Here is an 11,710-nt window from a genome sequence, read left to right on the forward strand (position 1 = left end):
TTAAAAGATAACATATTGAAAGTCAAAAAAATGGGGTTCCGGATCACCGGAACCCCGAGCTGGAAGGATTTTTTGCAACGAATTGACTTACTTGGCGGCAGCCTTGCCATCAGCGGCGGGTTGAGGGGGAGCGGCGGGAACGCCCCAGGGACCGTATCCCGGACCCCACGGACCATACCCGTATCCCGGACCCCGGGCCGGACCATATCCCGGACCCCAGGGAGCCGGGTTGTTCCACATCTGCTGCTGTTGATCCATCCACGCCTTCTGCTGTTCCTGCATGCGATCCGCCACCTTTTTGTGGCTCTTTTGCAGGGTCTCCTGCAGGGCGGTCTGCTGCTCTTCCATCTGTTTGTTCATGGCCTCGCGCTGGGCTTCAAGCTCCTTGCGCAACGTCTCGCGTTTCTCCCCGGAAGCCGGCCCCAGCTCCATCATCTTGCGATGCATCTTCAACTGCTCTTCCTGCATGGTGCGATGCATCTTGTTCTGGGCTTCCATCACTTCCTTGTTGGACTGTACGGCATCCGTCCAAACCGGGTCGTGATACGATCCCCAGGGGCCACCCCAGGTTCCGGGATAACCGCCCCAGGGCGGAGCCACTCCGGGACCATAAGGGCCGAAAGCGGGCGGGGCAGGGGTCTGTACGGCAGCAGCCGGAGCTTCCTTGGCCTTTTCCGCAGCCGTTGCGGTCTGAAGCCCACCAACCACCAACCCGAGGGTGGCGGCTGCGGCGAGGAGGGTTTTCGGCAACACGGTCATACCCTTTTCTCCTGTAAACGATGGAACATCCCGCAAGGGGTGAATTCAGCCGGAACGTCTCCTCCCGCCATGTCGTTGGCACCCGATGGCTTTTTGAAGAACGGGGACTGCGCAGACCCGACAACCATCCCTGTTGAACGGTTCTCTCCCCGACGACCGACCATCCATCCTTGCAATCTGGTTGAGGACACCTTCATCCTTAAGCCCCGATTCCATTATTTTCCACCGGCTGCCTGGGTGGTTGACCGGATTCGGCGGGCTTGTGATGCGTTGGAAAGGAGCATAATCCGGGAGGGCTTATTTTGCTACCTTTTTATTGTAAAATAGCGTCAACATGAAGAGGTTCTTTTTTACAGTTTGTTTGCAATAGACCTGGTTTGTCATACTTTATTTACAAATGCCGGAGAGGGGACCCCATGATCGACCGTATCCTGGTGGTGGAAGACGATGAGGAGACCCGGGAACTGTTGCGCAACTACCTGGTGAAAAACGGCTTCGAGTGTCTGGTGCTGCCCGACGGGGAGAAATTGCGGGAGCTGTTGACCAGCGAGGCGGTCGATCTGGTGGTTTTGGACATCATGTTGCCGGGGGATGACGGGCTGACCCTGTGTCGCGGTCTGCGTAGCGACCCGCTGACGGCCAACCTGCCGGTGATCATGCTGACGGCGCGGGTGGAGGAGACGGATCGCATCGTGGGTCTGGAGATGGGAGCCGATGACTATGTCTCCAAGCCGTTCAATCCGAGGGAGCTTTTGGCGCGCATCAAGAGTGTGCTGCGCCGGGCCAGGGCGGAACCGGCAGGTCGCAGTGCCGAGGCGGTGGCCCGACTGCGTTTCGCGGGCTGGACCCTGGACCTGGCCTCGCGCCAATTGCGCTCTCCCCAGGGGGTGGTGGTGCCGCTGACCAAGGCCGAATACGGCTTGTTGCGCATCTTTCTCAGCCACCCCCGGGAGGTCATGGATCGGGATCAGATCATGGAACTCTACCGGGGCCGGGAGTCGAGTCCTTTCGAACGGGGCATCGACGTGCAGATCGGCCGGTTGCGCAAACGGTTGGGTGAGGACTCCCGCGAACCGGGGGTGATCCAGACGGTATGGGGGCAGGGCTACATGCTGGCCGCGGACGTGGAGCGCCTGGCATGAGGGGAGGCTTCCGTTTGTGGCCCGGCACCCTGTTTGGCCGTCTGGTGGTGATATTGAGCGTCGGGGTGTCTCTGGCGCTGGCGGCGAGCGCGGCCCTGTTTCTGCACGAGCGGGGGCGCATGCTGGTCATGGTGGGCGGCATTCAGACCGCCAACCGGCTGGCGGCGGTGGTGCAGTTGCTGGATCCCCTGTCGGCGGAGGACCGGCGCAGGGTGGCCGGGGTGCTGGAAAGTCCGCTGCAAAGCCTGGCCTTCTTTCGGGAGCGGCCTCCTGCGGTGACGGGTGAGCGGGAACCGGTCCAGGCGGCCTTGGTGAAAAAACTGCTGGATCGTTTCCTGACCGGGCGACAGGTGGAAGTGACCGTCATCGCCGGAGAGGATCGGGAGATCGTCACCCCACGGGAATATCCGCTTCGTGAGGCCGCGCCTGCCCCGCCGGTTGCGGCGACGACCCGGTCGAAAGGGGGGGCCGAGGAGAGAAGCCCGGCAGGTGGCAGCGGCACGGGCTCTCCCCCGACACCCCAGGCGGTTGCAACGGTGCCCGTTCCGCCACCCCCGTCCACCACCACGATCCCGCCGGGTTTCGGTCCCCCTTCCTACGGACCGGGTTTGGCCAGCGGCGCTCCGTCCGCCTACGGGACTCCCCCCTGGGGCGGGTACGGTTATCCTCCCGGCCTCTCGGCCATGGGCGGATATCCGCCCGCCGCGGGCTATCCCGCCAGCCGGACCGGTCCCGTGGGGGCGCCGTCCGCCGGCAGCGGCCAGAACACCTTGCCGGGGATTAACTCGCCCTTTCCCCCCGGCAGCGAGGGCAACCTGCCCCCTTCCGCCACCCTGCCGGGCACGCCCTGGGGCGGCGAGAGCCTCCCTCCGTTTCCCATGCCCTTTTTGGGCATGCCCTTTCAGGGCAATCCCTTCGTGCCCATGCCGGTGGCTGCGCCGCCGCCTCCTCCTCCGGCCCCGGCTCCCAGCGCCGAAAAGAGCGCTCCGCCGCCACCCCCCGAGCCGGAAGTGAAGGATTGGAACTGGACCCCGGTCTCCGCCGTGCCCGAGGTGCTGCCCGCCGGCATCTCCTTCATCGTGGAGGTGTCGTTGCAGGACGGAACCTGGCTGCGTCTGCGCAACCGCCTGCCCGAAGAGGCCTTCGCCTGGCCCAGCCACCTGGTGGTGCCGCTGGCGGTGTTGCTGGTGAGTGTGGTGATCCTGGCCTTTTTGGCGGTGAAGCTGGTTATGCGCCCCCTGGGCGTTCTCATCCAGGCCGCCGCCGCCCTGGGCCGGGACATCAATCAGCCCCCGCTGCCCGAAAAAGGCTGCCAGGAGCTGCGTCTGGCCGCCCTGACCATCAACACCATGCAAAGCCGCCTGAGGCGTTATCTCCAGGAACGCACCCATCTTCTGGCCGCCCTCTCCCACGATCTCAAGACACCCATCACCCGCATGCGTTTGCGCGCCGAACTCATCGACGATGTCCGCATACAGGAAAAAACCCTCAAGGACCTGGACGAAATGGAAGAAATGGCTTCTGCCGCCCTCGATTTCATCCGAGGAATGGAGGGAAGCGAACCGTTGGAAAAGGTCGATCTCAACGCCATGCTGGAGACCGTGCAGGCCGAACAGGAAGAGATGGGACGCGACTGCAGCCTCGAAGGGGAGCCCTTGCCCGCTGTCCTGTTGCGTCCCCAGGGTTTCAAACGCTGTTTGTCCAATCTGGTCAACAACGCCGTGGCCTACGGGCAGTGCGCCCGCATGCGCGTGCGCCGCGAGGGGGGCTGGGTGGAGGTCGTGGTGGCCGACGACGGACCGGGTATCGCCGAAAAGGATCTGGAACGGGTCTTCGAACCCTTCGTCCGTTTGGAGAAATCCCGCAACCGGCGTTCCGGCGGCACCGGTCTGGGTTTGGGCATCGCCCGCAATATCGTGCAGGCCCACGGCGGCACCCTGATTCTGCGCAACCGCCAGCCCCACGGTCTGGAAGCCGTCATCCGGCTGCCGGAACATCCGCCCGGATCCGAGGCATCCTGACCCTTTCCGGAGAAAAATCGCCCTTCCCCCAAAGATGCGCTCAAGGATCCTCGGAGCTGGCCGATAAGTGCAACATGGCTGATTCATGGCTCAAATCGATGTTCCGGGGGATCAAGGCATGGCACGATTCGGCACAGGCAAAGCTACCAGAAACGTTCTTCTCGCGACGTTCGTCCTGCCTCTGCTCGCAGGCTGCTACCAAACGGGACCGATGATTCCGGTCACCTTCGTCGGTCCCCCGGTGATCGTCCCCGCCGTACCGGGAGTGATGCTTCCGGCAACCGGACAGGCCCCTCTGGTGGCCGAGCAACCGGTACTGCACCACCAGCCTCCGGTGGTCTATCAACACTCTCAAACCTTGAGACACCGTACCGAAACCATGGTGCCCCAATCGGCCCTGCTCGGGTACTGAACCGCGCCAAGCGCGGAATGCGTCGTCACCAATTGACCATGGATGCCTGGACGATCCCCATGGTCACCGCGTCGGAAACGGAAGGCACACCACGGAAGTGCCACGGATTCTTGCGAATCCCGTTTCCCACTGTCAGGGAGAAAACCATGTCGAACCTTGTCAACTTTCGCTCTTCATCGACTTTCAAACGGGCCCTCGGCGTGCTGCTGGCCAGTGGCGCGATGCTGGTTCTGGCCGGTGCGGCCAGTGCCGAAACCTTGATGAACCATCCCAAGGTGGTGGTGGGACAGCCTTCGGTGACCATTCCGGTGGTGCCCGCCTGGATGTACCGGCAGGGTTACATGAAGACCGTGGACTACTGGTGGTATACCAATCCTTCCCGTCATGCCGCCTGGGACTATGACACCCAGCAGGAGGATATCCACCCGGCCATTCCGGTGATGACCGCCCAGCCGGGTTTCATTCCGGTGATGCCGGTCGGGGGAATGGTTCCCCAGAGACCGGCCATGAACATCAAGGCCCCTGCCGGTTTCCCTCCGGCGGATTTGGGCTCGGTCATGGTGGTGCGTCCTCCCCATCCCGATCTGGTCAAGGAGATGAACGCGGGTCCTCCCGCCGGCGAGATGTTCACCATTTATCGCTGACATCGCGGCTGAGAACCACCCCTCTCTCTTGAACGAAAACAGGCTGTTCGAAAGGAACGAACCATGTTGACCCATCGTATGTCGAAGTCTGCCCGTCTGTTGATGCTGGCTGCGGGATTTGCCGCGGCTCTGACGATTCTGCCGGTCCGGGAGGTCCGGGCCGACGCGGCGGGACTGGCCATGCTGATCGGCGGAACCGCCATCGCGGGGCTGCTCTATCATTCCGCCCAGCCCGTGACCAGCGTGCAGACCTATTATACCCCCCCCCAGCCTCCGGCCCACTATTCGACCGGTCCGGCGGTGGTCTACGGCTCGGTGGATCCCTATCAGTCCATCGATCCCTATTACGGGGCCGATATCGAAAAGGCCTACTACGGCTCTTCTCAGGAGACGACCACCGTGGGATATTTCTATCCCGCCACCGGTCCGTCGATCCATAATCCGCAGTATTCCTACTCCCAGGGCTATTTCATGCCCGGCTACTCCATGCGATAGAAGGACCACATGAAACGCTATCGCATGTCACTACTCCTGGGATTGAGCCTTCTGACAGGCGGAACGGGGGGATGGGCGGGGGAGAACCAGAAACTGTTGCCGACGCCGATGGCGGTACCCGGAGTTGCTTCCGCGGCTCCGGCCACCACGGCTCCGGCCACCACGGCTCCGGCCACCACGGCCTCGGGTCTGCCGCCGGTTTCTGCGGCTCCTCCCGCCGTGGCAGGCGTCATGGGGGACAAGGTTCCGGAACTCAAGATCGCCCGGCGTAGCGTGGGGAGGCCGGTCGATTTAAGCGGGGGACGAAATGACCCCTTCCTGCTGGGAAAAAGCGTCAGCCGTCCGGTTCTCGACCCGGCGTTGCGCTATCAGCGTCCCGAACCGCAACAGCACACCTATTTTCTGCCCTTCTACCCGGTGACGGACCGGGCAGGCTTTCTGGTTCCCGCCGGAACCCGGCCCGTTTGGACTCCCGGCGGGGTCCGGGTCTCCGGGCCACCGGCAGTCCTCTTTCTCGGGAATTGAGTCAGACGAAACGTCCGCCGGGGAGAAGATCACTCCCTGGTCGGTTTCGTTTCGGTCCCGGGCGGATCATCGTCGTGCAGAACGCTCTCTCCGGCTTTTTCGAAGCGGCTGCGATGGCTCGGCCAAAAGACCCAGAGCAGCACGCCCACAAAGATCAGAAAGAACCATACCAGGGCAAACTGTTTGGAAAAGAGCCACATTTCATCAAAACTCACCGTTGTTCCTCCTCATTCCGCATAACGGCCTGCAGGCGTTCCACCCAGGTGAATGCCGGATCGACACTTTGGATGCGAATTTCCCACCAACCCGGCAACGGGGCCGTGGTCATGGCGCGATATTCTCCGGGTTGTCCCTCGTCGAAGGCAAGGTTCTGATCGAAACCCTCCTGGACCGGTCGGTAAAGCGATCCCTTCAGGGAGATGCCCCGTACCGGATTGCCGCCGCGATCCGTGATCCGGATCACCAGGGGTGAACTCTGCCGAACCACCGGTTTCAGGGAGAGGGGTTTGACCTGCCAGCCCAGAGCTTCCTGGGCCTGCTGGGCATTCAGCACCTCGTTGTAGGCCAAGCCCTTGGCGTAAGAGTCCCGGGTACTCAGTCCGTTGAAGGTGCCTTGGGCCAACAGAACCATGAGTATGTTGACGCCGAGTACCACCAGAAAGAGCCATAGAATCCACTTGGGCCAGGGTTCCTTGCCCACCAGCTCTTCCGGAGTGTGACGGCATTCGGTCCTGCTCTGCTCGAAATCAGTCATCGTGCGGTCCCATGAACTTGGATTGATAAGAGGCTTCCCCGCTTTCCGGTCGGGAACCGGTGAGGCGGAAGGTGATGTCGGTGCTGCCGGGCCGGGTATGTTGCGGCGGCAGACGCAGAAAAACCGTATAGGGCACCACCTCTCCCGCCTTGGCTTCCAGGTGCAGGCCATTGCCGCCTGACTCCTGACCGGGTTGAGTCAGAATGGCACCCGGCAGATTCTCCACCTGAAGGGTATACTTCTGCGCGGTGGAGGTCAGATTGAGCAGGTGAACGGTGTAGTTGTTCTGGATGCCGCCGTCCGTGAGGCGGATGTAAAGCGGATTGCGGTGCCGCAGCACATTGAGTTCCACGGGCGCCCGCCAGACGAAGTGGAGGCTGATGGCGACAAAGGCCGCCGCGAGCAAAGCGCCGTAGACAAAGGTGCGGGGCCGCAGCAGATGGGCCTTCTTGCCGTTGATCTCGCTCAGGGAGGTGTAGCGGATCAGACGGGTGGGATCCTTCATGCGGGCCATGACCGAATCGCAGGCATCGATGCAGGCGGCACAGGTGATGCATTGATATTGCTGGCCATGGCGAATATCGATGCCGGTGGGGCAGACAGCCACACACTCGCCGCAATCGATGCAGTGTCCGGTGGGTGTATCGGCGGCCTCGCGCCGGCGCCGGTTGGACTCCCGGGGTTCGCCCAACTCCGGATGATAGGCCACGATAAGGGTCTCTTCGTCGAACATGGCCCCCTGAAAACGGGCATAAGGACACATGTAGATGCAGACCTGCTCGCGGGCGAAACCGGCCATCACATAGGTGGTCAGGGTCAAAAATCCCAGGGTGAACCAGGCGGGTTCGGCGGCGCTGCCATCGAGAAATTCCCGCAGCAGGGAAGGCGCATCGGCGAAATAGAAGACGAAGGCCCCGCCGGTGGCGACGCTGATGACAACCCACAGAATGTGCTTGAGAAGCTTTCGGAGCCCCTTCTCCAGGGTCCAGGGGCTTTTCCAGGCGGCCTGACGTTTTTTCCAGTGGCCCTCCGTCCAGAGTTCCACCAGCAGGAACAGATCGGTCCACACGGTCTGAAAGCACATGTAGCCGCAGAAAATGCGTCCGGCCAGGGCGGTGATGAAAAAGAGCCCGAAGGCGGCGGCGATCAGCAGAAAAGCCAGCAGATAGACCTCCTGGGGCCAGACCACCAGACCGAACAGGTAGAATTTGCGCCCGGGAAGGTCGAACAGAATGGCCTGATCCGGAATCCCCGCTCCCCTATCCCAGCGCAAAAAAGGCAACAAGTAATATATGCCCAGGAAAAGTCCCGTCAAGTACCACCTGAGGCTGCGGAAAAAGCCCGGCTGATACTTCGGAAAGATTTGTTTCCGGGAAGCATAAAGCGAAGGGGAATCGGTCATGCCAGGGCATCCTCGTCGGGAACGGAGTGGTCACCAAAGGGTCCTGCCTCATTTGATGGCAGAATGGCCCAGATGTTTCGTGTACAAAAAAATTGATTTTTTCCGTGTACAATCTATTATACCTCAAATTAGGAAAAAGGGCGGGACAGAATGTTCCCCATGCCGAATCAGGGGCTCTGCTAAGTATTTTCAGTAAAATCAACATGTTGTACAGGCTTTTTCGAAGCCGGGAGAGGAGGTGGATCCTTCACGATATCGACAGGGAGTCTTGAGGTGGAACAATGAATGGGCATTCGATCTCACGTGTTGAGGAGGGCTGCCGTGCGGCCAAGTAACGATCTATCCATAAGCTATGATTATGCCATTGTGAAGAAGTTTTCCATCGCAGCCATCATTTATGCCGTGGTTGGCTTTCTGGTGGGCGACATTCTGGCTTGGCAACTGACGTTTCCCGCGTTGAACTTTGACCTGCCGTGGATCTCCTTCGGGCGGTTGCGCCCGCTGCACACCTCGGCGGTGATCTTCGCCTTCGGGGGATCCGTGTTGTTTGCCACAAGTTACTATGTGGTGCAGCGCACCTGTCGGGCGCGGCTCTTTTCGGGCTTCCTCTCCAATCTGACCTTCTACGGTTGGAACCTGGTGGTGGTGCTGGTGGTGATCACCTATCCGCTGGGCATCACCCAGGGCAAGGAGTATGCGGAGCCCATCTGGCCCATCGATCTGCTGATCACCGTGGTTTGGGTGGCCTACTTCATCAACTTCGTGGGCACCCTGGCTCGCCGGAAGGAACCGCACATCTATGTGGCCAACTGGTTCTATCTGGCTTTCATCATCACCGTGGCGGTGTTGCACATCGTCAACAACCTGGCCGTTCCGGTCAACCTGACCGATTCCTACCCCATCTATGCCGGGGTGCGGGATGCCATGATCCAATGGTGGTACGGTCATAATGCGGTGGGCTTTTTCCTGACGGCGGCCTTTTTGGGATTGATGTACTACTTCATTCCCAAACAGGCGGAGCGCCCGGTTTACTCCTACCGGCTCTCCATCGTGCATTTCTGGGCACTGGTCTTTCTGTACATCTGGGCCGGCCCGCACCATCTGCACTACACGGCTCTGCCGGATTGGGCCTCCACCCTGGGCGCCACCTTCTCCATCATGCTGATCCTGCCCTCCTGGGGCGGCATGATCAACGGCATCATGACCCTCTCCGGGGCTTGGGAAAAACTGCGTACCGATCCGGTGCTGCGCTTCTTCATCATCTCCCTCTCCTTCTACGGCATGTCCACCTTCGAAGGGCCGGTCATGTCCATCAAGGCGGTGAATGCCCTGTCCCACTACACCGACTGGACCATCGGACATGTCCATTCCGGCGCGTTGGGCTGGGTGGCCATGGTCTCCTTCGGGGCGCTCTATCACATGATTCCCCGGTTGTGGAAAACGACGATCCATTCCAAGGCATTGATCAACCTCCACTTCTGGATGTCCACCATCGCCATCGTGCTCTATATCGTGGCCATGTGGATCTCGGGCATCATGCAGGGTCTGATGTGGCGGGCCTATGACGAGTTCGGCAACCTGACCTACTCCTTTGCCGAAACGGTTGCGGCCATGCACCCATACTATCTGATTCGTGCGGTGGGCGGTCTGCTCTTCCTGCTGGGGATGCTGGTGATGGTTTACAACATCGTGAAGACCATCCAGGGCGCCAACAACGCCCGGACGGCCTGACCACTCCGGCAACAGATCGGCCATTGAAGGAGCGATGCGGTGAAACACGAAACCATTGAAAAAAGTATCCCCCTGATGGGGATTTTGACCCTGGTCACCATCTCCATCGGTGCCTTGGTGGAGATTGCGCCTCTGTTTTATCTGGAAAGCACCATCGAGAAAGTGCAAGGCATGCGTCCCTATACGCCTTTGGAACTCAAAGGGCGGGACATCTACATCCGGGAGGGGTGCTACAACTGCCACTCCCAGATGATCCGTCCGTTCCGCGATGAAAAGGAACGTTACGGGCACTACTCCCTGGCTGCGGAGAGCATGTACGACCATCCCTTCCAATGGGGTTCCAAACGGACGGGCCCCGATCTGGCGCGGGTTGGAGGCAAGTACTCCAATCAGTGGCATATCGAACATATGCGCGCACCCCGGCAGGTGGTTCCGGAATCGGTGATGCCCAGTTACTCCTGGTTGGAGAAGACCTCCCTGAACTATGCCGATGTGGGCAAACGCATGTCGGTGATGCAGATGGTGGGGGTGCCGTATTCGGCGGAGCAGATTGCCAACGCCGAGGCCGATTTGAAGGCCCAGGCGGGAAGCGGGGATGCGGCGAGTCTGAAAAACCGTTACGGCAAAAAGGTGACGGCGGAAGATTTCGACGGCCAGCCGGAGAAGATCACCGAACTGGATGCCCTGGTGGCCTATCTGCAAATGTTGGGCACCCTGGTCGATTTTTCGTCCTACCAGGCGCGGGCGCGGTAATGGCTTTGACCATGCCTATCGAGGAGAGCATTCATGGCTGACAACAAGCAAGTGGAAACCACCGGCCACCAATGGGACGACGAAGAGGGCTTTCCACTCAAAGAGTACAACAATCCTCTGCCAAGGTGGTGGCTGTACAGCTTCTATGCAACCATTATCTGGTCGGTTATCTATTGGATTCTCTATCCGGCCTGGCCTTTGGCGCAGGACTATACCAAAGGTCTTCTTGGCTGGTCGATGCACGGGCAGTTGCAAGCCGAGCTTGACCAGGCGGAAAAGCTTCGGGAGCCGTTCCTGAAACAGTTGGCGGCAACGCCGTTGGATCAGGTGAGCAAGGATCCCAAGCTGTTGCAGTTTGCCCGTGCGGGCGGCAAGTCGATTTTTGGTGACAACTGTGCCCCTTGCCATCGTGGTGGTGGGGAAGGGGGGCCTGGTTTTCCCGCGCTGGTGGATGATGACTGGCTGTATGGCGGCAAGTTGGAAACCCTTGTCGAGACCATCACCAATGGTCGCCAGGGACAGATGCCGGCGCATCTGGACACGGCGGGTGGGGCCCTCAAGGGCAATCAGGTGGATGATCTGACCCAGTTTGTTCTTTCCTTGTCCAATAAAGCGACGGACAAGGATGCGGCCAAGCGGGGAGAAGAGCTGTTCAAGGGTGAGGCGGGTTGCCAGACCTGTCATGGGGAGCATGGCAAGGGATCCCTCAAGGATACGGTTGCCGGTGCGGCCATTGACCATGGCATTGGCGCTCCGAATCTGACCGATGGCATCTGGTTGTATGGTGGTGATGCCAAGACGATCCGGGAGTCGATCGCCAAGGGTCGGTCGGGTCAGATGCCTGCCTGGGGTGAAAGTGCTGTTCGGAAGCTGGATCCGGTTTCCATTCGGCAGGTGGCGTTGTATGTCCACACCTTGGGGGGTGGGCAGTAGGTTCGAAGGGTTGTGGCAAGCGTGATGAAACGGGGCCGAAAGGCCCCGTTTTTTTTGTTCCGATATACGGGGGTCCGGGGGGGATTATTCCATTTCTGTTTCATTCGTTCATTAATACGGGGGTCCGGGGGCGATTATC

General features: G+C 60.5%; 13 protein-coding genes. 9 read left to right on the forward strand and 4 right to left on the reverse strand.

All coding sequences use genetic code 11. The features are described from left to right. Positions 1 to 87 precede the first annotated feature (87 nt). Positions 88 to 759 carry a hypothetical protein gene (locus HQL56_13725; protein ID MBF0310579.1) on the reverse strand — a complete coding sequence of 224 codons (672 nt, stop codon included), beginning with the start codon at positions 757 to 759 and terminating at the stop codon, positions 88 to 90. 416 nt (positions 760 to 1,175) lie between these two features. Between HQL56_13725 and HQL56_13730 the strand changes: the two genes are divergently transcribed. From HQL56_13730 to HQL56_13755, 6 genes are all read left to right on the forward strand, one after another. Next, positions 1,176 to 1,901 carry a response regulator gene (locus HQL56_13730; GenBank protein MBF0310580.1) on the forward strand — a complete coding sequence of 242 codons (726 nt, stop codon included), beginning with the start codon at positions 1,176 to 1,178 and terminating at the stop codon, positions 1,899 to 1,901. Further along, on the forward strand, positions 1,898 to 3,922 hold the full coding sequence (locus tag HQL56_13735; GenBank protein ID MBF0310581.1) for a HAMP domain-containing protein: 2,025 nt from the start codon (positions 1,898 to 1,900) through the stop codon (positions 3,920 to 3,922). The genes HQL56_13730 and HQL56_13735 overlap by 4 nt, the downstream gene beginning before the upstream one ends. Positions 3,923 to 4,040: 118 nt before the next feature. Further along, positions 4,041 to 4,334, forward strand: a complete 294-nt coding sequence (locus HQL56_13740) for a hypothetical protein (protein MBF0310582.1) — start codon at positions 4,041 to 4,043, stop codon at positions 4,332 to 4,334. 146 nt (positions 4,335 to 4,480) lie between these two features. Next, complete coding sequence (locus tag HQL56_13745; protein MBF0310583.1) at positions 4,481 to 4,978, forward strand: hypothetical protein; 498 nt, start codon at positions 4,481 to 4,483, stop codon at positions 4,976 to 4,978. Between the two features lie 63 nt (positions 4,979 to 5,041). Next, positions 5,042 to 5,473, forward strand: a complete 432-nt coding sequence (locus tag HQL56_13750) for a hypothetical protein (protein MBF0310584.1) — start codon at positions 5,042 to 5,044, stop codon at positions 5,471 to 5,473. A 9-nt stretch (positions 5,474 to 5,482) separates the two neighbouring features. Then, positions 5,483 to 5,998 (forward strand): hypothetical protein, encoded by a 516-nt coding sequence (locus tag HQL56_13755; GenBank protein MBF0310585.1) that lies wholly within the window; start codon positions 5,483 to 5,485, stop codon positions 5,996 to 5,998. 29 nt (positions 5,999 to 6,027) lie between these two features. On the opposite strand, the gene HQL56_13760 is transcribed toward HQL56_13755, so the two are convergent. From HQL56_13760 to ccoG, 3 genes are read right to left on the reverse strand one after another with little or no spacing between them, the layout of a single operon-like run. Continuing rightward, positions 6,028 to 6,198 carry a cbb3-type cytochrome c oxidase subunit 3 gene (locus HQL56_13760; GenBank protein MBF0310586.1) on the reverse strand — a complete coding sequence of 57 codons (171 nt, stop codon included), beginning with the start codon at positions 6,196 to 6,198 and terminating at the stop codon, positions 6,028 to 6,030. 11 nt (positions 6,199 to 6,209) lie between these two features. Further along, positions 6,210 to 6,752 carry a FixH family protein gene (locus HQL56_13765; GenBank protein MBF0310587.1) on the reverse strand — a complete coding sequence of 181 codons (543 nt, stop codon included), beginning with the start codon at positions 6,750 to 6,752 and terminating at the stop codon, positions 6,210 to 6,212. Further along, complete coding sequence (gene ccoG, locus HQL56_13770) at positions 6,745 to 8,154, reverse strand: cytochrome c oxidase accessory protein CcoG (GenBank protein ID MBF0310588.1); 1,410 nt, start codon at positions 8,152 to 8,154, stop codon at positions 6,745 to 6,747. Before ccoG ends, HQL56_13765 begins: the two co-directional genes overlap by 8 nt. Positions 8,155 to 8,439: 285 nt before the next feature. Between ccoG and ccoN the strand changes: the two genes are divergently transcribed. From ccoN to ccoP, 3 genes are read left to right on the forward strand one after another with little or no spacing between them, the layout of a single operon-like run. Continuing rightward, entirely contained in the window at positions 8,440 to 9,885 is a 1,446-nt protein-coding gene (ccoN, locus tag HQL56_13775; protein MBF0310589.1) for a cytochrome-c oxidase, cbb3-type subunit I, read from the forward strand. Between the two features lie 39 nt (positions 9,886 to 9,924). Further along, positions 9,925 to 10,638: a cytochrome-c oxidase, cbb3-type subunit II gene (ccoO, locus tag HQL56_13780; protein ID MBF0310590.1), complete on the forward strand. Its 714-nt coding sequence runs from the start codon at positions 9,925 to 9,927 to the stop codon at positions 10,636 to 10,638. A 33-nt stretch (positions 10,639 to 10,671) separates the two neighbouring features. Then, positions 10,672 to 11,571: a cytochrome-c oxidase, cbb3-type subunit III gene (gene ccoP, locus HQL56_13785; protein ID MBF0310591.1), complete on the forward strand. Its 900-nt coding sequence runs from the start codon at positions 10,672 to 10,674 to the stop codon at positions 11,569 to 11,571. The last annotated feature ends 139 nt before the right edge of the window (positions 11,572 to 11,710 follow it).

Source organism: Magnetococcales bacterium, assembly GCA_015231925.1.
In the GTDB taxonomy this organism is placed as follows: Bacteria; Pseudomonadota; Magnetococcia; order Magnetococcales; family JADGAQ01; genus JADGAQ01.

What these genes read in the sequence shown, in the direction of transcription:
- HQL56_13730 (MBF0310580.1), top strand. Translation starts at nt 1,176, where the DNA reads ATGATCGACCGTATCCTGGTGGTGGAAGACGATGAGGAGACCCGGGAA.
- ccoP (MBF0310591.1), top strand. Translation starts at nt 10,672, where the DNA reads ATGGCTGACAACAAGCAAGTGGAAACCACCGGCCACCAATGGGACGAC.
- HQL56_13750 (MBF0310584.1), top strand. Translation starts at nt 5,042, where the DNA reads ATGTTGACCCATCGTATGTCGAAGTCTGCCCGTCTGTTGATGCTGGCT.
- HQL56_13765 (MBF0310587.1), bottom strand. Translation starts at nt 6,752, where the DNA reads ATGACTGATTTCGAGCAGAGCAGGACCGAATGCCGTCACACTCCGGAA.
- HQL56_13725 (MBF0310579.1), bottom strand. Translation starts at nt 759, where the DNA reads ATGACCGTGTTGCCGAAAACCCTCCTCGCCGCAGCCGCCACCCTCGGG.
- ccoN (MBF0310589.1), top strand. Translation starts at nt 8,440, where the DNA reads ATGGGCATTCGATCTCACGTGTTGAGGAGGGCTGCCGTGCGGCCAAGT.
- ccoG (MBF0310588.1), bottom strand. Translation starts at nt 8,154, where the DNA reads ATGACCGATTCCCCTTCGCTTTATGCTTCCCGGAAACAAATCTTTCCG.
- HQL56_13735 (MBF0310581.1), top strand. Translation starts at nt 1,898, where the DNA reads ATGAGGGGAGGCTTCCGTTTGTGGCCCGGCACCCTGTTTGGCCGTCTG.
- HQL56_13755 (MBF0310585.1), top strand. Translation starts at nt 5,483, where the DNA reads ATGAAACGCTATCGCATGTCACTACTCCTGGGATTGAGCCTTCTGACA.
- HQL56_13740 (MBF0310582.1), top strand. Translation starts at nt 4,041, where the DNA reads ATGGCACGATTCGGCACAGGCAAAGCTACCAGAAACGTTCTTCTCGCG.
- HQL56_13760 (MBF0310586.1), bottom strand. Translation starts at nt 6,198, where the DNA reads ATGTGGCTCTTTTCCAAACAGTTTGCCCTGGTATGGTTCTTTCTGATC.
- HQL56_13745 (MBF0310583.1), top strand. Translation starts at nt 4,481, where the DNA reads ATGTCGAACCTTGTCAACTTTCGCTCTTCATCGACTTTCAAACGGGCC.